The 23,426-nt window shown below is 67.4% G+C and carries 20 protein-coding genes; 5 read left to right on the top strand and 15 right to left on the bottom strand.

The window, feature by feature from the left end; translation table 11 throughout:
* Positions 1–67: 67 nt before the first annotated feature.
* Entirely contained in the window at positions 68–1,315 is a 1,248-nt protein-coding gene (locus tag ACEN9G_RS10385; RefSeq protein WP_413341173.1) for an MFS transporter, read from the top strand.
* A gap of 176 nt (positions 1,316–1,491) precedes the next feature.
* On the opposite strand, the gene ACEN9G_RS10390 is transcribed toward ACEN9G_RS10385, so the two are convergent.
* Positions 1,492–2,412 carry a LysR family transcriptional regulator gene (locus ACEN9G_RS10390; protein ID WP_413341171.1) on the bottom strand — a complete coding sequence of 307 codons (921 nt, stop codon included), beginning with the start codon at positions 2,410–2,412 and terminating at the stop codon, positions 1,492–1,494.
* 106 nt (positions 2,413–2,518) lie between these two features.
* Between ACEN9G_RS10390 and ACEN9G_RS10395 the strand changes: the two genes are divergently transcribed.
* From ACEN9G_RS10395 to ACEN9G_RS10410, 4 genes are all read left to right on the top strand, one after another.
* Complete coding sequence (locus ACEN9G_RS10395) at positions 2,519–3,604, top strand: tartrate dehydrogenase (RefSeq protein ID WP_413341169.1); 1,086 nt, start codon at positions 2,519–2,521, stop codon at positions 3,602–3,604.
* Positions 3,605–3,734: 130 nt separating this feature from the next.
* Positions 3,735–4,832, top strand: a complete 1,098-nt coding sequence (locus ACEN9G_RS10400) for a tartrate dehydrogenase (protein WP_413341167.1) — start codon at positions 3,735–3,737, stop codon at positions 4,830–4,832.
* Complete coding sequence (locus ACEN9G_RS10405) at positions 4,829–5,803, top strand: M14 family metallopeptidase (protein WP_413341166.1); 975 nt, start codon at positions 4,829–4,831, stop codon at positions 5,801–5,803. The genes ACEN9G_RS10400 and ACEN9G_RS10405 overlap by 4 nt, the downstream gene beginning before the upstream one ends.
* A gap of 155 nt (positions 5,804–5,958) precedes the next feature.
* On the top strand, positions 5,959–7,440 hold the full coding sequence (locus ACEN9G_RS10410; protein WP_483126625.1) for an NAD-dependent succinate-semialdehyde dehydrogenase: 1,482 nt from the start codon (positions 5,959–5,961) through the stop codon (positions 7,438–7,440).
* 133 nt (positions 7,441–7,573) lie between these two features.
* Here the strand turns inward: ACEN9G_RS10410 and ACEN9G_RS10415 are convergent, their stop codons facing one another.
* The 14 genes from ACEN9G_RS10415 to ACEN9G_RS10480 form a co-directional block, all read right to left on the bottom strand.
* A complete protein-coding gene (locus ACEN9G_RS10415) occupies positions 7,574–8,713 on the bottom strand; it encodes an IS4 family transposase (RefSeq protein ID WP_413346176.1) in 1,140 nt (379 codons plus the stop codon).
* A 360-nt stretch (positions 8,714–9,073) separates the two neighbouring features.
* The gene (locus tag ACEN9G_RS10420) at positions 9,074–10,048 is read right to left on the bottom strand and encodes a porin (protein ID WP_413339448.1); all 975 of its coding nucleotides are present in this window, start codon (positions 10,046–10,048) and stop codon (positions 9,074–9,076) included.
* Between the two features lie 202 nt (positions 10,049–10,250).
* A complete protein-coding gene (locus tag ACEN9G_RS10425) occupies positions 10,251–11,222 on the bottom strand; it encodes a threonine/serine dehydratase family protein (RefSeq protein ID WP_413339450.1) in 972 nt (323 codons plus the stop codon).
* Positions 11,215–12,183: an ornithine cyclodeaminase family protein gene (locus ACEN9G_RS10430; protein WP_495605538.1), complete on the bottom strand. Its 969-nt coding sequence runs from the start codon at positions 12,181–12,183 to the stop codon at positions 11,215–11,217. Before ACEN9G_RS10430 ends, ACEN9G_RS10425 begins: the two co-directional genes overlap by 8 nt.
* Before the next feature lie 64 nt (positions 12,184–12,247).
* Positions 12,248–13,174, bottom strand: a complete 927-nt coding sequence (locus ACEN9G_RS10435; protein WP_413339454.1) for a 2-hydroxyacid dehydrogenase — start codon at positions 13,172–13,174, stop codon at positions 12,248–12,250.
* 48 nt (positions 13,175–13,222) lie between these two features.
* Positions 13,223–13,999, bottom strand: coding sequence for a cupin domain-containing protein (locus ACEN9G_RS10440; RefSeq protein ID WP_413339456.1), 777 nt, complete (start codon positions 13,997–13,999; stop codon positions 13,223–13,225).
* 37 nt (positions 14,000–14,036) lie between these two features.
* Entirely contained in the window at positions 14,037–15,182 is a 1,146-nt protein-coding gene (locus ACEN9G_RS10445) for an NAD(P)/FAD-dependent oxidoreductase (RefSeq protein ID WP_413339458.1), read from the bottom strand.
* On the bottom strand, positions 15,179–16,555 hold the full coding sequence (locus ACEN9G_RS10450; protein ID WP_413339460.1) for an FAD/NAD(P)-dependent oxidoreductase: 1,377 nt from the start codon (positions 16,553–16,555) through the stop codon (positions 15,179–15,181). The genes ACEN9G_RS10445 and ACEN9G_RS10450 overlap by 4 nt, the downstream gene beginning before the upstream one ends.
* Positions 16,537–16,845, bottom strand: a complete 309-nt coding sequence (locus tag ACEN9G_RS10455; RefSeq protein WP_413339462.1) for a (2Fe-2S)-binding protein — start codon at positions 16,843–16,845, stop codon at positions 16,537–16,539. The genes ACEN9G_RS10450 and ACEN9G_RS10455 overlap by 19 nt, the downstream gene beginning before the upstream one ends.
* A complete protein-coding gene (locus ACEN9G_RS10460; RefSeq protein WP_413339464.1) occupies positions 16,842–18,695 on the bottom strand; it encodes an ABC transporter ATP-binding protein in 1,854 nt (617 codons plus the stop codon). Before ACEN9G_RS10460 ends, ACEN9G_RS10455 begins: the two co-directional genes overlap by 4 nt.
* Before the next feature lies 1 nt (position 18,696).
* On the bottom strand, positions 18,697–19,548 hold the full coding sequence (locus ACEN9G_RS10465; RefSeq protein WP_413339466.1) for an ABC transporter permease: 852 nt from the start codon (positions 19,546–19,548) through the stop codon (positions 18,697–18,699).
* On the bottom strand, positions 19,545–20,498 hold the full coding sequence (locus ACEN9G_RS10470) for an ABC transporter permease (RefSeq protein WP_413339468.1): 954 nt from the start codon (positions 20,496–20,498) through the stop codon (positions 19,545–19,547). Before ACEN9G_RS10470 ends, ACEN9G_RS10465 begins: the two co-directional genes overlap by 4 nt.
* 2 nt (positions 20,499–20,500) lie before the next feature.
* On the bottom strand, positions 20,501–22,081 hold the full coding sequence (locus ACEN9G_RS10475) for an ABC transporter substrate-binding protein (protein ID WP_413339470.1): 1,581 nt from the start codon (positions 22,079–22,081) through the stop codon (positions 20,501–20,503).
* A gap of 29 nt (positions 22,082–22,110) precedes the next feature.
* On the bottom strand, positions 22,111–23,388 hold the full coding sequence (locus tag ACEN9G_RS10480) for an NAD(P)/FAD-dependent oxidoreductase (RefSeq protein WP_483126629.1): 1,278 nt from the start codon (positions 23,386–23,388) through the stop codon (positions 22,111–22,113).
* Positions 23,389–23,426: the final 38 nt, after the last annotated feature.

Consider the following 23,426-nt stretch of genomic DNA (forward strand, 5'->3'; position numbering starts at 1 on the left):
ACACATCGTTCATGTGTGACATTTCGATAGCGTCCGGCAATCCTGGATCGGTAACATCTCCAGTTTTATGCCTGCCTTTCCCAAGGATTCCCGGACGTCCCCCTACCGCTGGCTGATCCTGGCCGTCGCCACCGTGCTCCAGGCCGGCGCGGCGTTCGTCACGCAAGGTATCGCCGTGCTGGCCGGGTACCTGCAAAAGGATCTGCACCTGTCCGCCACCCAGGTGGGCCTGCTCATCACCGCCTCGACCGTGGCGCCGATCTTCACCCTGCTCTTCGTCGGCGACCTGCTCGACCGCAAGTCGGAGCGGGCCATCATCGGCGCGGGCATGCTGATCATGGCCCTCGGCCTCGTGGGCGCGTGCGTGGCACCCGGTTTCCTCGCCTTGTGCGCCGCCCTGTTCGTGATCGGCATGGGCTACAGCACGGTCCAGCCGGGCGGTAGCCGGTCGGTATCGCAATGGTTCCACGGCCATCAACTGGGGATCGCGATGGGCATCCGGCAGGCGGGCCTGCCGCTCGGCGGCGCCGCGGCTGCGGCGGCCTTGCCGTTCCTGGTCGGCGTGCGCGACTGGCGCGCCGCCTTCCTGTTCAGCGTCGCCGTCGTCCTGGCTTCCGGCTTGCTGTTCTGGGCGGTCTATCGTCCGCCCACGCTGGCGGACCGTCCCGGCAAGCGTGCCGTGCTGACCGTCTTCTTCCTGGTCCGGATGGTGCGTCAACGGTGGATGCAGCGTGTCGTCTGGTCCGGCATGGCCCTGGTCGGCACGCAATACGGCATCGTCGTCTTCCTGATGCTGTTCCTGCGCGACCGGTTCGGCCTGCCGTTGCGCGAGGGCGGCTGGATGCTGCTGTCGATGCAGCTGTGCGGCGGCGTCGGCCGCATCGTCCTGTCGATCTGGAGCGACCGCTGCGGCAAGACCGGCGACCGGTTCGTGCCCGTGGCGGTCAGCATGCTGGCCACGGGCATCGGCCTGCTTGCCCTGATCGGCCTGCCCGTCGACGCGCCGCGATCCTGGCTGTTCGGGCTGATCGCCGTGCTCGGTTTTTTTGCGCTGGGCTGGTATGGTCCCTGGGTGACCTATATCGCGGATTCGGCACCGGCGGACAGCGTCGGGCTGGCCCTCGGCGCCGCCATGACCGTCAATCAGATCGCCATCGTCCTGACGCCGCCGGCGCTCGGCATGCTCCACGATGCGGCGCGCGATTACGATGCCGTGTGGAGCATCTTGATCGGATGGATCGTGGCGACGCTCGTGCTCCTGCACGTGCTGGGCCGGTTCCACAAGCCGCAGGCGGCCGCGGCGGGCCGGCCGTAGGCTCAGCGGGCTTTCTGGTTCGCGGCGATACACGTACACCGTCGTGTCGTCCAGCTTTTCGATTTCCCGGTGCATCGTGCGGCACGGTGCGCAATCCACGTCGGAAAAGATCGCCACGGCCCGGTTGCCGTTGCCGAATTTGTAGGCCAACGTTTCTCGGATCTCCACGGTGATATTTATTCGCGGCGAAACGAAACGTCGAATGCCTGCGCCAGGAAAGCAACCAGCGTGCGCACGCGCGCCGACTGCTGCCGGTGCTGCGGATAGACCGCATAGATGTCCGCATCGGGCGTAAGGAACTGCGGCAAGACCTGCACGAGCCGTCCGCTGTCGAGGTAGCGCGCGACATCCCATTCCGCACGCAGCAGGATGCCGTGGCCGTCGAGCGCCCAGTTGACCGCGGTTTCGCCGTCATTGGTCGCCAGGTTGCCGCGCACCTTGACGGTTTCGCCGGGGCCGTCGGCGCCGTCCCGGTGCAGGCGCCACGTCCCGTGGGCGTCGTCGCCTTGGCGGATGCAGATGCAGTTGTGGCGCGCGAGGTCGGCGGGACTCGCCGGCGCGCCGCGGGCCGCGAGATACCCGGGCGACGCGCACAACAGGCGGCGGTTGTTCGCCAGTTTCTTCGCGATCACGCGTGCGTCGGCGGGCGCGCCGAACCGGATGCAGACGTCGAACTGGTCGTCCGTGAGGGGCGGCGGCCTGACCGACAACTGCAGCTGGACGTCGACCTCGGGATACCGCAGCGCGTACTGCGAGATGGCGGGGGCGACATGAAGACGGCCGAAACCCAGCGTCGCGTTCACCCGCAGCTGGCCCTTCGGCTGGCCTTTCGACGCGCCCAGCAACTGGTCGAGGTCGGCGATATCGTCCAGGATGCGCCGGGCGTGCTCGAGCAGGACTTCGCCATCGGGCGTCAGGCTCATGCGGCGCGTCGTGCGATTCACCAGGGGCAGGCCCAGCCGTGCCTCCATCTGCGCCAGGCGCTTGCTGACGGCGGCCGTGCTGACGCCGAGCTCACGCGCCGCGCCGCTCAGGCTCCCGCAGGTTGCCAGCGACACGAAAAACCCCAGCTCGGCCGGCTGTAAGCCCGTACTCATCCCGATTCTTGATCCCAGGTTAAAGATGCATTGAGTCTAGCCATGCTGTTTCCGTTCGTCCAGCACCTACAGTAGCGCCACATCATCGAGACAGGAGACAGGCACCATGAAGACATATCGGATCGCAACCATTCCCGGCGACGGCATCGGCAAGGAAGTCGTGCCGGCGGGGCGCGAGGTACTGGAAACACTGGCCGCGGCGGGCGCCGGGTTCAGCGTCGAGTTCGAGGACTTCGACTGGGGCGGCGACTATTACCGGCGCCACGGCGTCATGATGCCGGCCGACGGCCTCGACGCGCTGCGCGGCAAGGACGCCATCCTGTTCGGCTCGGCCGGCGACCCGGACATTCCCGACCACATCACCCTGTGGGGCCTGCGCCTGAAGATCTGCCAGGGTTTCGACCAGTACGCGAACGTGCGTCCGACCCGCATCCTGCCCGGTATCGACGCACCGCTGAAACGCTGCGCGCCGCAGGACCTGGACTGGGTCATCGTGCGCGAGAACTCGGAGGGCGAGTACGCGGGCGTGGGCGGCCGGGTGCACCAGGGTCATCCGATCGAGGCCGCGACCGACGTCTCGATGATGACGCGGGCCGGGGTCGAGCGCATCCTGCGCTTCGCGTTCCGGCTGGCGCAGTCGCGTCCGCGCAAACGGCTGACCGTCATCACCAAGAGCAATGCGCAACGCCACGCGATGGTGATGTGGGACGAGATCGCGCTGCAGGTCTCCAGGGAATTCCCGGACGTCGCCTGGGACAAGGAACTCGTCGACGCCGCGACCGCCCGCATGGTGAACCGCCCCGCAACGCTCGACACCATCGTCGCGACGAACCTGCACGCCGACATCCTCAGCGACCTGGCCGCGGCCCTGGCCGGCAGCCTGGGCATCGCGCCGACCGGCAACATCGATCCGGACGGCCGCTATCCGTCGATGTTCGAACCGATCCACGGCTCCGCCTTCGACATCATGGGCCGTGGCCTCGCCAATCCGATCGGCACGTTCTGGTCGGTCGCCATGCTGCTCGACCACCTGGGCGAGTCCGGCGCGGCGCTGCAGGTGATGCGCGCGATCGAAAGCGTGACCGCCACGCCGTCGCTGCACACCCGCGACCTCGGCGGGACGGCGACGACGGCGGACGTCACGCGGGCCGTGTGCGGCTTCCTGGCGGGGCAGGCGGTTCGTGCCGCATAACATGCCGAACCGGGCCTGAAAAACACAACATCCCCCAACTTGCGCCCCCCACGACGGCCGTTCCCGCCGGCGCTTCGCGCCTACGATAAGGAGATCCATCGTCCCAACCGATCTTCGAGGAGCGTTCTTCATGGGGAAGCACATCTACAACATCGCCGTCATCCCGGGTGACGGCATCGGCAAGGAAGTCATGCCCGAGGGCTTGCGCGTGCTCGATGCCGCCGCCAGCCGGTTCGGCATCCGGCTCGAATACAAGCACGTCGAATGGGCCAGCTGCGACTACTACGCGGCCACCGGCAAGATGATGCCCGACGACTGGAAGGCGCAGTTGTCCGGCATGGACGCGATCTACTTCGGCGCCGCCGGCTGGCCCGCCACCGTGCCCGACCACGTGTCGCTGTGGGGCTCGCTGCTGAAATTCAGACGCGAGTTCGACCAGTACGTCAACCTGCGCCCGGCCCGCCTGTTCGACGGCGTGCCCTGCCCGCTGGCCAACCGCAGGCCGGGCGACATCGACTTCATGATCGTGCGCGAGAATACCGAGGGCGAGTACTCGTCCGTCGGCGGCATCATGTACGAAGGCACCGAACGCGAAGTGGTGATGCAGCAATCGGTCCATTCGCGCATCGGCAGCGACCGCGTGCTGCGCTTCGCCTTCGAGCTGGCGCGGCAGCGGCAACGCAGGCACGTCACGGTCGCCACCAAGAGCAACGGCCTGGCCGTCAGCATGCCGTGGTGGGACGGGCGCGCGGCGGCGATGGCGGCGCAGTATCCCGACGTGGACTGGGACAAGCAGCACATCGACATCCTGTCCGCGCGCTTCGTGCTGCAGCCGCAGCGCTTCGACGTGGTGGTCGCCTCGAACCTGTTCGGCGACATCCTGTCCGACCTCGGTCCCGCCTGCACCGGCACGCTGGGCCTGGCGCCGTCGGCCAACCTGAATCCGGAACGCGCCTTCCCGTCGCTGTTCGAGCCGGTGCATGGCTCGGCACCGGACATCTACGGCAAGAACATCGCCAATCCGATCGGGATGATCTGGTCGGGCGCGATGATGCTCGACTTCCTCGATGCCGGCGGCGGCCCCGGGCGCCAGGCCCACGACGCCATCCTGGCCGCCATCCAGCAGGTGCTGCGCGACGGCCCGCACACGGCGGACCTGGGCGGCCAGGCCTCGACCACGGAAGTGGGCCAGGCCATCGCGGCGGCAGTGGCGGTGGCGGGGGCATGACCATGGACACCGCCACGCGTTCCGCCTATCCGATCGACGTCGCCTTCCCGGACCTGCGCCCCTACGCCGCCGGCAACGGCGGCATCCCGTACCTGTACACGTACGACAGCGGCGTGCCGGGTCCGCACGTGATGGTCAACGCGCTCACCCACGGCAACGAGGTATGCGGCGCCATCGCCGTCGCGGACCTGCTCGGCCTCGGCATTCGCCCGCGCCGGGGCAGGCTGACCCTCGCATTCGCCAACGTCGAGGCCTACCTGCGCTTCGACCCGGCCCATCCCGACGCCTCGCGCTTCGTCGACCAGGATCTCAACCGCGTATGGACCGCGGCCATCCTCGACGACGCTGCCCGCGATTCGTCCGAACTGCGCCGCGCGCGGCAATTGCGGCCCGTGCTCGATACCGTCGACTTCCTGCTCGACCTGCATTCGATGCACGAGCGCTGCGCGCCGCTGTCGGTCTGCGGCCCGCTGGACAAGGGCATCGCGCTGGCGCGCCGGCTCGGCACGCCAGCCTGGATCGTCAGCGACGAGGGCCACCCGGAAGGCCGGCGCATGCGCGACTATGCCGGCTTCGGCGATCCGGACAGCGAGAAGAACGCGCTGCTGGTCGAATGCGGCCAGCACTGGGAAGCCGGCGCGGTGGACGTCGCCCGCGACGTCACGGGCCGCTTCCTGCTGCTGCACGGGGTCGTCGAACCGTCCGACCTGCCGGCCGCGTGGCTGCAGCCGCAACCCGCCGCCACGCGCGTGGTGCGCGTCACCGAGCCGGTGGTCGCGTCCAGCATGGACTTCCGCTTTGCCGCCGACTACACCGGCCTGGAAACCTTCCGGGACGCCGGTGCCGTGATCGGCTGGCGCGACGGCGAGCCGGTCACGACGCCCTATCCGGACTGCGTGCTCGTCATGCCGTCGCTGCGCCAGTTGCGTCCCGGCGTGACCGTCGTGCGGCTGGGACGGTTGCTGGGCTGACCCACGGCACAACATGCCGCCGCGGCGCGAAATACGCAATTTCCGCCGCTTCGCCGCCCGCCGTCCGTACGATCCTGCCGCGGGGTCGGGCCTACCATGAAACGGTGCCGCGTTCTTTGCCGGCCCTTTCCGCTTCCACATAAGGACTCAAGACCATGTCTCTGACACTGACCCGTACCGACCTGCTCAAGGAGCACAATTTCATCGACGGACAATGGCGCGACAGCAGCAGCGGCGTCCGCTACGACGTCGCCGACCCGGCTTCGGACGACTGCTTCGCCACCGTGCCCGCCAGCGGCGCGGACGACGCATTGCTGGCCGTCGCCGCCGCGCAGGCCGCGCTGCCGGACTGGCGCGCCCGGCCCGCGCGCGAACGCGCCCGCTTCCTCAAGCGCTGGCATGCGCTGATCGTGGCCAACACGGACGACCTGGCGAAGCTCATTTCGCGCGAACAGGGCAAGCCGCTGGCCGAGGCGCGCGGCGAAGTGGCCTACGGCGCGTCCTACGTCGAATGGTTTGCCGAGGAGGCCGTGCGCGGCTACGGCGACATCATCCCCGAACAGGTGCGCGGCAAGCAGCTGACGGTGACGCGGGAAGCGGTGGGCGTCGTCGCCGCCATCACCCCGTGGAACTTCCCGCTGGCGATGATCGCCCGCAAGATCGCGCCTGCCCTCGCGGCCGGCTGCACCGTCGTGGCCAAGCCGGCGGAAGACACGCCGCTGACGGCGCTGGCGCTCGTCAGGCTGGCGGAGGAAGCGGGGATTCCCGCCGGCGTGCTGAATATCGTGACGACGTCGCGCGACCGGGTGGCGGACGTGGTCGGCGCATGGCTGCAGGACGCCAGGGTCCGCAAGATCACGTTCACCGGATCGACCGCGGTCGGCAAACGCCTGGCGCGCGAATCGGCCGGCACGCTGAAGCGCCTGTCGCTCGAGCTCGGCGGCAATGCCCCGTTCATCGTGTTCGAGGATGCCGACCTGGATGCCGCGGTCGACGGCCTGATGGCGGCCAAGTTCCGCAACGGCGGGCAGACCTGCGTGAGCCCGAACCGCGTCTACGTGCACGATGCGGTCTATGCCGCGTTCACGCAAAAACTGGCGGCCCGCGTGGAAGCGCTGCGTGTCGGCCCGGCCACCTGGGCCGACGCGCAGATCGGCCCGATGATCAACGCCCGCGCGGTCGACAAGATCGAAGCCCACGTGCGCGATGCGCTGGCCAGGGGCGGCCGGCTGGTCGTCGGCGGCAAGCGCCTGGCCAACGACGTCGCCGACGGCCCGAATTACTACGCGCCGACCGTGATCGCCGAGGCCAGCCACGACATGGCGCTGGCGTCGGAAGAAACCTTCGGTCCGGTGGTGCCGCTGTTCCGTTTCGCGGACGAGGACGAGGTCGTCCGACTGGCCAACGATACCCCGTACGGCCTCGCCGCCTACTTCTACTCGCGCGACATCGTGCGCGTGGCGCGCGTGAGCGAGCGGCTCGAGACGGGCCTGGTGGGCATCAACGAGGGCGTGCTGGCGTCGGAGGCGGCGCCGTTCGGCGGCGTCAAGGAATCGGGCTACGGCCGCGAGGGCTCGCGCTACGGCCTGGACGATTACACGCAAACGAAGTACCGCTGCCAGGGCGGCCTGGCGTAAGGCCCGCCGTCCGTCGCCTGTCCGCCTGCTCCCCGCGAGGGGACGCAGGCTTTTTTTGCACCCGACATCTGTGGCCAAAATTCGGGGTCAGAAAATTCGGGGTCAGAGCCTGAGCCTTCCCCTCAAATTTTGCTCAGATGTCATAGGTAAGCATCATGGAAGTCAGCTCTGACGATGCGTCGGCAAGCTGACTTCGTGTCAGCTTGGTTGCGTGAGGCTCGATCAGCCAATGGCGTGCCAACGACAGGATTGACAGCGTGGTTGCTGCCTTTTTACGGCTGCCGTATTCAATGCGGTACCCGGCGCACCTGACGGCCAAGCCAATCAACCACAGAGCAAAGCCAAGTAACGCCGCGATGAGCAGTAACGCAGCCAAACGTCGAGGTTTTCGCGTTTGTGCAGTAGTCAGTCCCATACCCCATTGCGCATTCTTGAGATCCCGGAAAGTCTGTTCGATCTGCATGCGGCACCTGTACAAGTCGACCACGGAGTCGGCGCTTAGCCGGGATAGCGATGGTGAGGAAGCCAGCAGCCACGGTTCGCGTTGCGAGGCCTGATTCTTGATACTGTGACGGCTGCGCGCCTTTTTGCCAAAGGCGGTCTTGCGCTGACGCCCCTTGCGCGGCTGCTTAATGAGCACGAGACGGCACGCCACTGGATTGGAGCGGACATAAAGAAAATCTCCCAGGTCGCGTGCCTTTCCCTTGGTGTCGGCATAAAGCTGTTTGCATCTGCGCCAAGTACATGAGCCGCTCTTTTTCACCATGTCGCGGTTGCGGATGCGGCCGACCCACGCATAGCCAAGCTCATTCAGCATCTTGAACCATGTGGCCCGAAAACCTGCGTCGCTAATGATGATGGGCTGGCACCCAGGCGGAAGCACCGAGCGCAAATTCTTCATGAAAGCCCGGTGAACCGAAGCGGCGCCATACAGCTCGGTCGGATGCACTTCCTCGTAGATGACCAAGGCTCGTCCACGAACGATCAATGCGGCACGCAGAACGTGCTGGCTTACGTCATTCAGCAAATTGGACCAGTCGACGATGATGCAAACACGCACCTGCTCGTGCAAGGCGCGTCGGGCCAGCGCTCGATACGCTAACAGGCGCTCAGAAGCTAGTTGCGGATTACTCAGCAATCGATCGCAGCGCTTTATGCGATGACGCAAACTAGTCTGGCCAGTGATCGCCTTGCCCATCTTCACCACACCGAGACCGCCACGGGCCGCAGCATCAGTCATCGCCGCCAAACACTCGCGTCGCTTGGCGTGCATGGATGGGCACTGCGCTTGAAGTAACTCCTGTATGATCCGCTGTGCATGCATGGCCTGTTCCCCTTTGTTCGCAGTTGGTAGCTACGAACGAAAGGGCTAACACAGCCATGCATGCGCCGTTTTTGGGATTGAAAGTTAACAGCTTCCCAAGCTGTTTACAACAAAAATTTGAGGGGAAGGCTCAGGGTCAGAGCACATTTCGGATCAATGTCCGGCCGCACAACAAGCGCCCGCACCCACGGCGAGGGGCCGCCGCCCCGTCGCCATGCGGCGTGACAGGCCGGACGCCATGGACTGACGTTCGACCTTACCTCAAGGATCTTGCGCGATAAAGGGACCTGACCCCGAATTTGCGGGCGGTCAGAAGCTGTGGCGGATGCCCCAATCCGCGCGGTTGGCGTTGTTGGGGTCGATGTGGCCGATGGAGGTGAACAGCGAGGTACGCTTGGACAGCGCATACGTGTAGCCGATCGCATACTGCGCCGTATCGGCATTGCGCACCGAGCGGTCGTTCAGCCGGTTGTACGACGCCAGGATACGTCCGCCGCCGGCCGGGATCGTCAGGCCGACCAGCAGGTCGCTCGCGTCCACCGGCGCCAGGCCGGCGGCGTCCGTTTGCTGCCGGTCGAGGCCGAAATGCAGCTTGGCCACGCCGAAGTCATAGTTGCCGCCGACGAAGCGCAGCTTGGCCGCCCCGGTGCCGTTGGCGTCGTTGTTGTTCTGGTAGCCGTACGCCACCTTCAAGCGGCCGACGGTATAGGTGAAGGCGCCGCTGATTTGGCGGTTGGCCGACGTATTGCCGGCCGTCTCGCCGAACGCATACGAGACCTCGCCCTTCAGCCCGCCGACCTGTTTCGCGTAGAAGATGGCGTTCTGCGTGCGGATGTCGATCGCGGCATAGATGTTGCGACCGAAGAACGATTCGGCCGCGCCCGACATGCCGTCCTCGAACGGATCGATGACGTCGGTCAGCAGGCAGTAGGACGGCGTCCAGGTGCGGCCGAAACGCACGGTACCGAAGTCGCCTTTCAATCCCACCCACGACTGGCGGCCGAAGATGCGTCCGCTCTGGCCCGCGGTGCCCGTGTCGGGGCTGAACCCGTTTTCGAGCTGGTAGATGACGGACAGGCCGTTGCCCAGGTCTTCCGAGCCGCGGAAGCCGAGGCGGGAACCCCACCAGCCGCCGGGGTCGACGCCCCAGCGCGTGGGCGCCACGTCCGATTTCGAATACACCAGGCCGATGTTGATCAGGCCGTAAACCGTGGTCGTCGATTGCGCCGAGGCGGGACCGGCAACGGCACTGCACACCGCCGCCGCAAGCAGGATTTTTTTCATGATTGTCTCCTTAAATTATGTTTTGGACGTGGCTTGAGCGGGTTGAAAAACCTGCTGGAATGAGCTCGCGATCATCCGCTCCACACCCATCAATTTAAGGCTGCTCCCTCGGCACTTTTTCTCGAAAGACGGCGGGCCAACAACATGAACACTGCGAAATCACCGTGCCTGACGGCGGAATATGCTGCGCTGTACGGGGACATTATTCGGCGCGCTGGTAGATCGCGGCGAGGTCGCACAAATCCCAGTTCCCGCCGCTTAAAACCGCGCACACTTTCTCGTCCGGCCGGACAGCGACCGCACCGCCCAGCAAGGCGCCGATACCGATGGACGCCGCCGGCTCGGCGATCAATTTCGCATCGTTGGCAAGCATGCGCATGCCCGCGACGATATGCGCGTCGTCCACCAGCACGATCTCGTCCACGTACTTCTCGATGATGGGATACGGATTCCGCCCGGGGACGCTGAGCCGCAAGCCGTCCGCAACGGTGTCCTTCAACGGCAGCGACGTGCGTTCCCCGTTGATCCTGCTGTGGAAGTACTTCGGCGTCAGGGCCGGCTCGGCGCCGATGACCCGCACCGACGGTTTCGTTTCCTTGATGGCGGTGGCGATCCCGGAAATGAGGCCGCCGCCGCCCAGCGGCACGATGACCGTGTCGACGTCCTCGAGGTCGTCCAGAATTTCGCAACCGATCGTGCCCTGGCCCGCCATCACCAGCGGGTCTTCGAAACCGTGGATCACCGCGTACCCGTTTTCTTCGGCGATTTCATACGTCTTTTTCCAGCGGGCCGCGTTATCGCCGTCGAACAGGATGACTTCCGCCCCGAGCGCCCTCGTGTTGGCGATCTTGACCTCAGGCGCGCTGGCCGGCAGCACCAGGAACGCTTTCACGCCCAGCATGCGCGCCGCGTACGCGAGTCCCTGGGCATGGTTGCCCGACGACGTGGCGATCAGGCCGTTCGCCACGGCGTCCCGGGGGAGCGCCAGCGCCGTGTTCAGGGCGCCCCTGATCTTGAATGCGCCCGTGATCTGCAGGGTTTCCGGCTTGAGCCAGAGCTGGCAGCCGAGGGCCTTTTCCATCTTCTCCGCACGTAACAGCGGCGTGTGACGGATGTGGGGTTTCAGCCGTTCCCGGGCTTCCCGGATATCCTGGATGGTGGGGTAGTTACGCATGGTGTCTTTCTGGAGGTTGCGTGAAGAATTCGAAGAAGGCGCCGACCCCGTTTTCCAGCGCATTCCGGTAGATCCGGGACGCGGTGGTGTTGTCCTGGATGGCCATGCCCGTGGAATCGAAGATCGTGATCTCGTCATCGTTCTCCCGGCCCGGTTTTTTCCCCGCCAGGATCTCGCCGATTTCCCCGTGAATGTCGTCCTGCGTGATGATGTGCGCGTTCAGCGGATGCCAGGTTTCGCCCTTCGTGACGCACTGCGCGATGGAATCGTTGACGATCTTCGCGTTGCGGAAGATCGCCGGTTCGAATTCCTGTTTGCCTTGCTGGTCCGTCCCGATGGCCACGATGTGCGTGCCGGGCTTTACCCAACCGGCTTCGACCAGCGTTCCTTTGCCGCGAGTCGTGGTCACGAGGATGTCGGCCCGGCGCACCGCGTCCTCCTTCGACGCCGCCATGACGACGGGAATGCCGAACTCCCTTTCGATATCGGCCTTGTACTGCGCCAGCGTCTCGGGATGGTTGTCCCAGGCGTGGATCTCCTCGATGACCATGACCTCGCTGATCGCCCGGATCTGCAGCCTGGCCTGGATGCCCGTTCCGATCGACGTGACCGTTTTCGCATCCTTCCTGGCCAGGGCCTTGACCGACACGGCGCCGGCCGCACCGGTCCTGAGGCCGGTGATCAGGCTCCCGTCCATCACGCACGTCAGCGCACAGGTTTGCCCGTCGAACAGCAGGATGGTCCCCATGTTGGTGGGCAGACCGTATGTCCTGGGGTTGTCCGGAAATCCGCCGGACGACGCCTTCATCGAAATCACCTCGTTGGCCCGGTAGTAGCCGAGCTTGAAGTCGATTTCCCCGCGCGGGGGAGGCAGGTGGATGCCGATATAGTCGGGTTGCTCGACCTGTCCGCCGCTGAACGCCACGAAAGCTTCCTCCACGGCGGCGATGACTTCGCGCATGCAGATCAGCTGGGCGACTTCTTCCTTTTTGAGTAACAGCGTTTTCATTGCGTTCCTTTCGATATCAGTAACCGAGCGACCGGTCGACCAGGCCGCTCATCGGTAACCCTTCCCAATGCCGCCGGAGGTTGTCGATGACCGCGTCGGCCGCGGTCTCCGGCTGCGTCATGCTGGCGACATGCGGCGTCAGCACCACGCGCGGATGCGTCCACAACGGATCGCCGCGCGGCAGCGGTTCGGGCTCGCACACGTCCAGGATGGCCTGGCCGACCTGCCCCGTGTCGAGCGCCTGCAACAGGTCGCGCTGCACGAGATGCCCGCCGCGGCCCACGTTGATCACGGTGGCGCCTTGCGGCAGCCGGTCGAACAGGCGGCGGCACAGGATGCCGCGCGTGTCGTCCGTCAGCGGCAGCAGGCAGACGAGGATGTCGGTGCGCGCCAGGAAGTGCGCCAAACCTTCCGGGCCCGCATGGCAGTCGACGCCGTCGATCTGCTGCGGCGACCGGCTCCAGCCGGCGCAATCGAAACCGAGGCCGCGCAGGCTGGCCAGTACCGCGCGGCCCAGCACGCCCAGGCCCAGCACGCCGACGCGCCGCGCGGCGGCGGGATACACGCGATGCGGCTGCCAGTGCCCTGCCCGCTGCTGGTCGAGGTAGGTACGCCAGTCCCGGTGGATGGACAGCACGGCCAGCGTGACGTATTCGACCATCCCGCCGATGATGCCCGGCTCGACCATGCGCACCACGGCCACCGTCGCGGGGATGGCGGACAGGTCGAACTGGTCGGTGCCGGCGCCGGTCGAGAACAGGACTTCCAGGCTCGGAAACCGGTCCGCCAGGTCCGCCGGCGGTTCCCACGCGGCCAGGTAGCGCACGGCGTGCGGATCGCCGACGTCGGGCCAGGTGCGGAATGGCAGCGCCGGCGTCTTGCGGGCAAACCGTTCCGCCCAGACGGCCCCGCGGACCGGATCGGCTTTGTACAGGAAGGTCATGGGGCCTCCGCGCCGCATCCCGACAAGGCTGTCACGATCTTCTCCATATCAAGCCGGACGGTAGATCACGTACAGCTTCGCCACGTGCTCGCGGCTGTCCCAGGTGCACGACGCCTTCTGCTCGATGAGGAAGATGTCGCCCTTCGAGAACGTGCCGCTGCGGCCTGCTTCATCGACGAAGGTCACGCTCCCTTCCAGCAGATACATCAGTTCCATGTGGCGGAAGTACAGTGCACGGCGGGCATAGGGCGTCGAGTCCCACGTGCCGCACGTGAATTCCCCGTCTTCGGACTTGTAGTCGGTGTGGTTGCGGCACAGCGGCGTGGGCGTCAGCAGCAGGTCGGGCGACGGGCCGCCGGCCGACGGGCCCATCTCCGGATTTTCCCTGATCGGCACGATCGCGCCGTCGCCCGCCCGGCTCTTGTTGTAGCGGACGAAGATCAGCGACACGGGTCCTTGCGCGGACCAGGCGAATGCCGCGCCATGCTTGAGAATCGCACTCTGGTTCGCCCCCAGCGTGACGGACGTACCCTGCTGCGTCAGGGTCAGGCTGCCCTGGTGGACGATGATGAATTCGTCCGCCGCGAGAGACTGTACGGCGCCGTTGCCGGCGTCGAGCGTGATGACGCCCGCCGTGACCGGGCCGGGCGCCCAGTCCAGGACGCGGCGGCTGGCGAGGAAGCGGTCTTCTCCCGCCGGCGCGGTCACGGCGATGCCCTGGGTCGGGTCCTGCGCGAACTTGCGCAGGTCGACGAAGGATGGCGTATGGACCGGGACGGCAACTGCGGCTTGCCGGAAATTCGACGTGATGGTAGCTCGAGACATGATGGTGGCTTGCATTGAATGTTGATGAGAATGAGGTTCACGCCGCGTTCGCGACCGGCGTGGCGAACCGTCCGATGTGGTAACACTCGATCGGCGTGCTCGTGGCGCCCGTGGCGATCAGTTCCGCCATCACCTCGCCCACGCCCGGCCCCAGCTGGAAGCCTTCGCCGGAAAAGCCGAACGCATAGAACAGGCCGGGTACGCGCGCGCTCGGTCCCATCGCGGGCCGGCTGTCGTCCATGTAGCCCTCGATCCCGCTCCAGACGCGGATGATGTGCAGGTGCTCGAATGCCGGCATCACGCCCGGTGCGCTCTTCAGCTTGTACAGCGTCCGGGCCGGGTTCACGTACGAGCGCCGGCTCTCGATGTCCGCCGGTTCATGGCCGCCGCCGCCGATGACGATGTTGCCGCGCGCAACCTGGCGGAAATAGACGACCTGCTCGAACGTGTCCGCCATCGCACCGATGGTCGGCCGGATCGCGTAAGGCACGGGTTCGGTGACGCACATCTGCGGCGCCCTGGCGATCATCGGCACCGGCTCGCCGAAGTGCGTGCTGATGCGATTGCCCCAGGCGCCGGCCGTGACGAGGGCCACGGGCGCGCGGAAGGTCCGGCCATCCGCGGTGGTCGCGACGAAGTCCGCGCCGTCCTTTTCCAGGCTCGTCATCTCGGTGTTTTCGAACACCTGCACGCCGGCGCGTACCGCCGCACGGCCGATGGCCGGCGCCGCCAGGCGGGGATTCGCATGCCCGTCGTGAGGGGCGTAGCACCCCGCGGTGATGTCCGGCCCGAGGTACGGAAAGCGCTCGTGCAGCGTTTTCGCGCCCAGCATCTGCATGCCGATGCCGAACGACCCGGCATCCTCCGCATACTTCACCATGCGTTCCTCGTGCGCCGGCGTGACGCCCACGCGCAGGTGGCCGTTCAGCAGGAGCTCGACGTCCGCACCGAACAATTCCTTGAACTTCAGCCAGATCGCGCGCGCGCGGTTCGCCAGCGGCAGCTGCTCGATGGGGCGGCCCATCCGGCGCGTGTTGCCGAAGTTGACGCCGCTGGCCTGCTGACCGATCAATCCCCGCTCGAGCAGGATGACGGACATGCCGCGCTGCCGCAGGAAGAAGGCGCTGGAGGCACCCATGATGCCGCCGCCGACGATGATGACATCCGCTTTCAACGCACTCATTTCACTTCCTCCCGCACCGCCATCGACAGCGGCTTCACCGGCGCCTGGCCACGCAGGCGTCCCACCAGTTCCACCGGCACGCCGGCCGCATGGGCGATGACTTCCGCACCGGCGTGCCCGCAATATCGTCCCTGGCAGCGGCCCATGCCGACGCGGCACAGCGCCTTGGCGCGGTTCGCTTCGCATGCCCCCATCTCCGAGACCGTGCGGCGCAGTTCGCCCGCCGTGACGGCCTCGCAACGGCAAACGATGGCGTCGTCCGGCAGCGCCGCCGCCTGCTGCGCGGGCCAGGGGAACGCTTGCGCCAGGCCATGGCGGAAGCGCTCCATCCTTGCCTGTTGCGCACGGAGCGTCCGCACTTCGTCCTGCGCGACCGTGAACTTCAAATCCGTCAGCACGGCCAGCGCCGCCAGGCGTCCGCCGATCTCGGCGGCGTCGGCGCCCAGCACGTTCATGCCGTCGCCGGCGAGATAGACGCCAGGTACCGACGTGCGTCCGTCCTCGCCCACGTCGGGCAGCCACTGGCGCGTCTCCTGGTCGAAGCGGAAAGCGCAGCGCGCCAGGTCGGCCAGCTGCGTCTCGGGACGCAGGTGGTAGCCCATCGCCACCGCGTCGCAGTCGAAGGCAAGTTCGCGGCCCCCCTTGTCGCGCACGACCACGCCCTGCACGCCGGTGTCGGGCGAACCCGTGATTTCCGCGGGCACGATGCCGGTCAGCACCTGCACACCGGCCCGCTTCAATTCCCGGGCGAGCGCCAGGCCGTTGCGCAGCACGGACGGCCGCGCCATCAGCTTCGGCAGCGCGGCCACGCGCCGCATGAAGGGCGACGTGTCGAGCACCGCCGCCACGCCGGCGCCCGCCTTCACGTACTGCGACGCCACCAGGTACAGCAGCGGCCCTGTGCCCATGAACACGACGCGACGCCCGATCGCGCACGCTTGCGCCTTCAGCGCGATCTGCGCCGCGCCCAGGCTGTAGGTGCCCGCCTGGTGCCAGCCTTTCACCGGCATCAGGCGGTCGGTCGCGCCGGAACAGATCACCAGCGCGTCGTACGGCAAGGCGCGCGACGTGCGCTGGTCGGTGACGTGCAGCTCGCGCTGGAAGATGTTCCACGCCAGCGTCTCCGGCAGGTAGTCGATCTTGCCGCGCAACGCGTCGAAACTCGCGTGCAGCGACCGGGCGCGTTCGGCTTCGGTGCCGTACAGCTTCGCGTACGGGCGGGTGAAGTTGTCGGGCTGGCGGCGGTAGATCTGGCCGCCGTCGCGGCGGTTTTCGTCGACGACGGTCGGATGCAGGCCGGCCGCGACGAGGATTTCGGCGCAGCGCACGCCCGCGGGGCCGGCGCCGACGATGATTACGCGAGGTTGGGCCATGTCGCCTCCGGTTGTGTCGTCACTAGGTTCATGCCGTCCGCCACGACGGTGGTACAGGCGCGCAGGCGGCGGCCGTCGGCGGTCCAGACCCAGCAATCCTGGCAGGCGCCCATCAGGCAGAAGCCGGCGCGCCGGCCGTCGCCGAATTCGGACTCGCGCAGCTGGCGCACGTTGTCGAGCATGGCGACCATCAGCGTGTCGCCGGCGAGCGCCTCGACCGGGTGCCCGTCGATCACGATGCGCACCCGCGCGCGGCCCGTCTCGGCCAGTCGTACGAAGCGGCTGCTCATGCGACGTCTCCTTCGACGACGCGCAGCGGCGCCTGGATGGCGCGCAGCTCGGCTTCCGGACGGTGGCACAGGATGCTGCCGCCGTCGGCGAGCATCTGGCGCGGCGGCGGCAGGCGGTTGCACATGCCGTCGACGCGCAACGCGCAGCGGTCCACGAAGGCGCACATGGCGCGCGCCGCTCCGTTCGGCGTCAGCGGCGGCAGCGCCGCCGGCGTGGCGCCCGCAACCTCTTCCAGCCAGCCGCGGCGCAGCGCCGGCACGGACGAGATCAGCAGATGCGAATATGGATGGAATGGCGGCAGCGCCTGCGCCTCGCGCTTGCGCGCCTCGACCTTGCGGCCGGCGTACAGGACGACGATCTCGTCGCAGATGGCGCGCACGGTGCCGATGTCGTGGCTGATGAACATGTAGGACACGTTCAACTCCTTGCGCAGCTCGGCCATCAGTTCGATGATGGCGGCGCCGACCACGGTGTCGAGCGCGGAGGTCACCTCGTCGCACAGGATCAGGTCGGGCTGGGCCGCCAGCGCGCGCGCCAGGTTGATGCGCTGCTTCTGGCCGCCGGACAGTTCGCCCGGCAGGCGGTCGGCCACCGCGGCCGGCAGGCGCACCAGGTCGAGCAGCTGCAGCACGCGCTTGCGGCATGCCTCGCCGCGCATGCCGTGGTAGAACTCGAGCGGACGGGCGAGGATGCGCCCGATGCTGTGTTGCGGATTGAGCGCCGTGTCGGCGTTCTGGAACACGAACTGGATGCGGCGGAACTGCTCGCGCGTGCGTCCCTCCAGCGTGGGCGCGAGGCGCTTGCCGTCCAGGAGGATCTCGCCTTCGGACGGCGCCACCATGCCGGCGATGGCCCGTGCCAGCGTCGTCTTGCCGGAACCGGATTCGCCGATCACGCCGATCGTGGCGCCGCGCGGAATCACCAGGTTGACGTCGTCCAGCACGCATTTGACGGGCGCCCCGCGCCGCGCCGTGCCGTAGGCCGCGTGCAGGCCGCGCACCTCCAGCAGCGGATGCTCGTGCGCGGTCTTCGGGTCGCGCACGGCCGCGGCCGCCGGCTTCGGGGCGATCGCCGCCAGGAGGCTCTTCGTGTAGGGATGGGCGGGTGCGGACAGGATCTGCGCGGTCGGCCCCGATTCGCGGATCTCGCCGTCGCGCAGCACGACGATGCGGTCCGCCATCTGCGCGACGACGGCGAGATCGTGCGACACGTAGACGGCCGTGCTGCCGCGCTCCTTGACCACCTTCTTGAACGCGCGCAGCACCTCGATCTGCGTCGTCACGTCGAGCGCGGTGGTCGGCTCGTCCAGGATCACCAGGGCGGGATCGGTGATCAGGGCCATGGCCGCCATCACGCGCTGCAGCTGCCCGCCCGATACCTGGTGCGGGTAGCGCTGGCCGATCCGATCCGGATCGGGCAATGCCAGCGCGCGGAACAGCTCGACCGCCCTGGCTTCGGCCTCGGCGCGCGGCATCACCTTGTGGATCAGGGCGCTCTCGACAACCTGGTCCATCAGCCGCTTGGACGGGTTGAACGCGGCGGCGGCGCTCTGCGCGATGTACGCCACCGTGTGGCCGCGCAGTCCCGCCAACTGGCTCTCGCTCATCGCCAGCATCCGGTTGCCGGCCACGGTCACGTCGCCGCCGGCCAGGCGGCAGCCGGTGCGGGCATAGCCCATCAGCGCCAGCGCGATGGTGGTCTTGCCGGAGCCGGACTCGCCGATCAGCGCCAGCACCTCGCCCCGTTGAATCGAAAAATCCGCGCCGTGGACGATGGGCACCTCCTCGTCCATGTCGTTGCGCGCCGTGACCCTCAGGCCGGCCACCTTGACGATCGTGTTCGTGTCCATGTCAGCCCTCCCTGCCGCGGCGTTTGCGGCCTGCCAGGCCGTCGATGGCCATGTTGACGGCGATGGTCAGCGTGGCGATGGCGATGGCCGGCATGACGACGGCCGGCGCGCCTTCGGACAGGCCGATGATGTTTTCGCGCACCAGCGACCCCCAGTCCGCATGCGGCGGCTGGATGCCGAGTCCCAGGAACGACAGGCCGCTGAGCAGCAGCACGATGAACAGGAAGCGCAGGCCGAAATCGGCCAGCACGGGCCGGATCATGTTCGGCAGCATTTCGCGGCAAGTGATATAGGCCATGCCCTCGCCGCGCGCCCGCGCCGCCTGCACGTAGTCCATCGCCTGCACGTTCACGGCCAGCGCGCGCGCGATGCGGTAGGCGCCCGGCATGTAGCCGATGCCGGCCGTCAGGATCAGCAGCGGCACCGACGTGCCGAAGCCGGCGACGATGATCAGCGCCAGCAGCTTGTGCGGGATGCTGAGCATGGTGTCGACGATGCGGCTGACGATGGCGTCGAACCAGCCGCCCGCCGCCGCGGCGCACATCGCGAGCACGGTGCCGCCGACGCTGGCCACCAGCACGGCGGCCAGCGCCAGGCCGATCGTGTACGGCGCGCCGTGGAGGATGCGGCTCAGCATGTCGCGGCCGAGGTAGTCGGTGCCGAGCGGATGCAGCGCGCTGAGCGGCGCGAACACGTCGTCGCCGACGCCGCCGGCGTCGTCCGGGGCCAGGTACGGGCCGGCCACGGCCATCAGCAGCCAGAACGCGAAGACGGCGCAGCCGATCAGGCCGGCCAGCGGCAGATGCCGGCGCGGCTTGCGCCGGGCGATGGGAGAAATCACGGAGGTCTTCATTTTCTTAACCTTGGGTTGGAAACGATTGCGCACACGTCCGCCACGGTCAGCAGCACCAGGTAGCCGGCGCAGAACAGCATCGCGCAGGCCTGCACCACGGGCATGTCGCGCATGGTGACGGAATCGACCATCAGGCTCGCGATGCCCGGATAGTTAAAGATCGATTCGATGATGATCACGCCGCCGATCAGGTAGGACAGCGACAGCGCCACCGCGTTGGCGATCGGGCCGATCGCGTTCGGCAGCGCGTGGGACAGCACCATGCGCACTGGACGCACCCCCTTCAGGCGCGCCATCTCGACGTAGGACGCATTGAGCTGGTCGATCACGGCGGCGCGGGTCATGCGCGCCATCTGCGCCACGATCCCGCAGCACAAGGTCATGACCGGCAACGCATAGGCGCGCAGGAACTGGCCCAGGGTGGCGATATCGTCGGTGTGCGACAGCGCGGACAGCCAGCGCAGCTTGACGGCGAACAGCAGCACCGCCAGCGTGGCGATCAGGAACTCCGGCACGGAGACTGTCCACACCGTCGCCACGCTGACGACGCGGTCGAACAGCGAGCCGCGGTACATCGCGGACAGGATGCCGAGCGCCAGCGCGAGCGGCACCGAGACGACGGTGGTGGCCGCCGCCAGCATCAGCGAGTTCGGCAGGCGGCCGCCGATCAGCTCCGTCACCGGCAGGCCGTTCGCCATGGCCACGCCGGGATGGCCGGTCAGCAGCCCGCCCAGCCAGTGCAGGTAGCGCACGTGGGCCGGCAGGTCGAGCCCCAGCTTGGCCCGCAGCGCGGCCACCAGCTCGGGCGTCGCTTCCTGGCCAAGCGCCGCCTGCGCCGCATCGCCCGGCAGCAGGCTGGTGATGGTGAAGATCACCACCGACACCGCCAGCAGCGTCAGCACCCCGACACCCACGCGGTTCAATACCAGTCGTACGGTGGTCCCGTTCATGATCACGCTTCCAGCCAGATCTGGTCGGCGAACATATAGCCCATCATCCCGCCGAGCGGATGGCTGGCGTAGCCCCTGATCTTGTTGCCGAGACCGTCGAGCGAGTGGATGAACATGGGGATGCCGACGCCGCACTGTTCGTGCACGAGCACCTGCATGTCGCCGTACATCTGCTTGCGCCTGGCTTCATCGGTTTCGCCGCGCGCCAGGTCGAGCAGCTGGTCGAACTTCTCGTTCTTCCAGCCCGACACGTTCATCGGCGAATCGGATTTGTAGAACAGCGAGAACATCAGGTCGACCGTCTGGCGCGGATTGATATTCCCGAACGACATCGGGTGCTTGGCCCAGTGGTTCGACCAGTAGCCGTCCGGCGGCATGCGCTTGATGTCGAGGTTGAGGCCGGCCCTCTGCGCCGACAGCTGGATGATCTGGGCCATGTCGACCGAGCCGCCGGCGGCGGTCGAGGCCACGATCGGCAGGGTCTGGCCGGCCATGCCGGATTTCTTCAGGTAGAACTTGGCCTTGTCCAGGTCGAACTTGCGCTGCGGCAGGCCGGCGAAATAGAAGCGGTTGCCGGGCTGCACCGGCTGGTCGTTGGCGATAGTGCCGTAGCCGCGCATTGCCACCTTGCGGATCTGTTCGCGGTCCAGCATGTATTTCATGGCCAGCACGAAGTTCGGGTTCTTCACCGGGCCGAGCTGGTCGCGCATGATGAGGTCGGTGTACAGGCCCGTCTTCGATTCGAACAGCGTGCAACCGGAGCCCGAGAAACTGGCCGCCGAGCGCGGGTTCACGCCGTTGATCAACTGCACGTCGCCCGACAGCAGCGCGTTGACGCGGGCCGCCTCGTCCGGGATCGAAAAATATTCGATCTCGTCCAGGTAAGGCTTGCCCGGCTTCCAGTACTCGTCGTTGCGCACGCCGATCGAGCGCACGCCCGGCCTGAATTCCTTGCACTTGTAGGGCCCGGTGCCGACCGCCGTCGCGAAGTCGGTGGTACCGTCCTTGACGATGGCGAAATGGGACGCGGCCAGCAGCGCCGGCAAGTCGACGTTCGGCGAATTGAGCCTGATCTGCACTTCGAGCGGGCCGGTGGCCTTGATGTCCGCGAACTCGTCGGCCACGGTCTTGACCTTGGAGGCGTTGGCGGGATTCTTGTGGCGCAGCAGCGAGTACACGACGTCCGCGGCACCCAGCGGCTTGCCGTCGTGGAAGCGCACGTCCTTGCGCAGCTTGACGGTCCACAGCGTGCCGTCCTTGCTGTCGACCGATTCGGCCAGCGCCATCTGCGGCGCGAGCTTCGTGTCGATGGTCGTCAGGCAGCTGTAGAACATGTAGTGCCGCACGTAGTCGGCGATGGTGCTGCCCCTGGCGGGATCGAGTGTATCGGCCGTCGATCCGGACCCCATGGCGACCCGGATCCGGCCGCCCTTGCGCGGGGTCTGGGCCAGCGCGGTGCCGGGGAAGGTTAGCAGGCCGCCTGCGGTGGAAGCCAGCATGCCGCCCGCCAGCAGCGTGCGCATCACGTCGCGGCGCGTGGCGCTTGCGGGAACGCCGGCGGCGTCGAATGGTGTGTCGCTCATGATTGTCTCCTTGGTCTTGAAATAATTGTTCAGTGCAGCCAGTCCTGCAGCCGGTAATACACGCCCACCACCGGCAGGAACCAGGGTGTGCCGAAATGCCCGGGCACGGCCGGCCATTCCAGGTGGCGCCACGGGTTCAGTTCGGCGCGGCCGGCCATGACGTCGGCCATCACCTGCCCCATGTGGACCGACATCTGCACGCCGTGTCCGCTGTAGCCCGTCGAGTAGTACATCCCGCAGTGCTCGCCTGCGCGCGGCAGGCGGTCGGCCGTCATGTCGACCAGGCCGCCCCAGCAATAGTCGATGCCGACCCCGCGCAGCGCTGGGAACATCTTTTCCATCGCCGCGCGCAACACGACGCCGCTCTTCCGGTCCGAGCGCGGATTCGACAGCGCGAAGCGCGCCCGCCCGCCGAACAGCAGGCGGTTGTCCGGCGAGATGCGGAAGTAATTGCCGATGTTCCTGGACGTGACGTAGTTGCGGCGCCGCGGCAGCAGGCGGCCGAGCAGCGCCGGATCCAGCGGTTCGGTCGCGATGATGAAGCTGCCCACCGAGATCATGCGGCGGCGGAACCAGGAAAACGGTCCCTGGCGCGAATTGCCGGTCGCCAGCAGCACCTGGCCGGCCTGGACGACGCCGCGGCCGGTGGTGACGCGGAACCCGCCCGCGGGCAGGCGGTCGAGCCCCGTCACCGGGGTGTGTTCATGAATGCGCGCGCCGGCACGGGCGGCGGCCTGGGCCAGGCCGACGCCGAATTTCCCCATGTGCATTTGCGCGCTGGTGTTCTGCAGCAGGCCGCCGTAGAACTGGCTTGATGCGACCTCGTCGCGGATCCGCGCCGCGGACACCATCTCGACGTGCGGGTCGACCTCGCGCCGCAGCACGTCGCAACTGCGCGCCAGCTTGTCGTAGTGCTCCGGCTTGGCCGCCAGCTTGAGCTTGCCGACGCGCGCGAAGTCGCAATCGATGGCTTCCCGCGTGACCAGGCGCTCTACCGTGTCGACCGCGGCGTTGTAGGCCTGGTAGAACGAGCGCGCCGTGTCGACCCCGAGCCGGGCGGCGAGCGCCCCGAAATCGTGCGCGGTGCCGCTGTTGCAATGCCCGCCGTTGCGGCCCGACGCTTCGCCGACGACGCGGCCCGCTTCCAGCACCAGCACCGAGGCGCCGCGCCGGGCCAGCGCCAGCGCCGCCGACAACCCGGTAAAGCCGGCCCCGACCACGACCACGTCGGCGTGCCCCGTCACCGGTTCCGCTGCGCCGCCGGCAAAGGCCGGTGCCGTATCGAGCCAATAAGATTCGAGCTTCATGATCGTGTCCTGTCGAAGTAGCTTTCCGGGTGCATGCG

This window comes from Massilia sp. Masssp94 (assembly GCF_059491305.1).

Excerpts from the sequence above, each read along its gene's own strand:
- ACEN9G_RS10385 (WP_413341173.1), top strand. The coding sequence starts at position 68 with ATGCCTGCCTTTCCCAAGGATTCCCGGACGTCCCCCTACCGCTGGCTG.
- ACEN9G_RS10435 (WP_413339454.1), bottom strand. The coding sequence starts at position 13,174 with ATGACCTTCCTGTACAAAGCCGATCCGGTCCGCGGGGCCGTCTGGGCG.
- ACEN9G_RS10445 (WP_413339458.1), bottom strand. The coding sequence starts at position 15,182 with ATGAGTGCGTTGAAAGCGGATGTCATCATCGTCGGCGGCGGCATCATG.
- ACEN9G_RS10450 (WP_413339460.1), bottom strand. The coding sequence starts at position 16,555 with ATGGCCCAACCTCGCGTAATCATCGTCGGCGCCGGCCCCGCGGGCGTG.
- ACEN9G_RS10410 (WP_483126625.1), top strand. The coding sequence starts at position 5,959 with ATGTCTCTGACACTGACCCGTACCGACCTGCTCAAGGAGCACAATTTC.
- ACEN9G_RS10425 (WP_413339450.1), bottom strand. The coding sequence starts at position 11,222 with ATGCGTAACTACCCCACCATCCAGGATATCCGGGAAGCCCGGGAACGG.
- ACEN9G_RS10455 (WP_413339462.1), bottom strand. The coding sequence starts at position 16,845 with ATGAGCAGCCGCTTCGTACGACTGGCCGAGACGGGCCGCGCGCGGGTG.
- ACEN9G_RS10420 (WP_413339448.1), bottom strand. The coding sequence starts at position 10,048 with ATGAAAAAAATCCTGCTTGCGGCGGCGGTGTGCAGTGCCGTTGCCGGT.
- ACEN9G_RS10465 (WP_413339466.1), bottom strand. The coding sequence starts at position 19,548 with ATGAAGACCTCCGTGATTTCTCCCATCGCCCGGCGCAAGCCGCGCCGG.
- ACEN9G_RS10395 (WP_413341169.1), top strand. The coding sequence starts at position 2,519 with ATGAAGACATATCGGATCGCAACCATTCCCGGCGACGGCATCGGCAAG.
- ACEN9G_RS10390 (WP_413341171.1), bottom strand. The coding sequence starts at position 2,412 with ATGAGTACGGGCTTACAGCCGGCCGAGCTGGGGTTTTTCGTGTCGCTG.
- ACEN9G_RS10470 (WP_413339468.1), bottom strand. The coding sequence starts at position 20,498 with ATGAACGGGACCACCGTACGACTGGTATTGAACCGCGTGGGTGTCGGG.
- ACEN9G_RS10475 (WP_413339470.1), bottom strand. The coding sequence starts at position 22,081 with ATGAGCGACACACCATTCGACGCCGCCGGCGTTCCCGCAAGCGCCACG.
- ACEN9G_RS10440 (WP_413339456.1), bottom strand. The coding sequence starts at position 13,999 with ATGTCTCGAGCTACCATCACGTCGAATTTCCGGCAAGCCGCAGTTGCC.
- ACEN9G_RS10460 (WP_413339464.1), bottom strand. The coding sequence starts at position 18,695 with ATGGACACGAACACGATCGTCAAGGTGGCCGGCCTGAGGGTCACGGCG.
- ACEN9G_RS10430 (WP_495605538.1), bottom strand. The coding sequence starts at position 12,183 with ATGCGCGAAGTCATCGCCGCCGTGGAGGAAGCTTTCGTGGCGTTCAGC.
- ACEN9G_RS10405 (WP_413341166.1), top strand. The coding sequence starts at position 4,829 with ATGACCATGGACACCGCCACGCGTTCCGCCTATCCGATCGACGTCGCC.
- ACEN9G_RS10415 (WP_413346176.1), bottom strand. The coding sequence starts at position 8,713 with ATGCACGCCAAGCGACGCGAGTGTTTGGCGGCGATGACTGATGCTGCG.
- ACEN9G_RS10480 (WP_483126629.1), bottom strand. The coding sequence starts at position 23,388 with ATGAAGCTCGAATCTTATTGGCTCGATACGGCACCGGCCTTTGCCGGC.
- ACEN9G_RS10400 (WP_413341167.1), top strand. The coding sequence starts at position 3,735 with ATGGGGAAGCACATCTACAACATCGCCGTCATCCCGGGTGACGGCATC.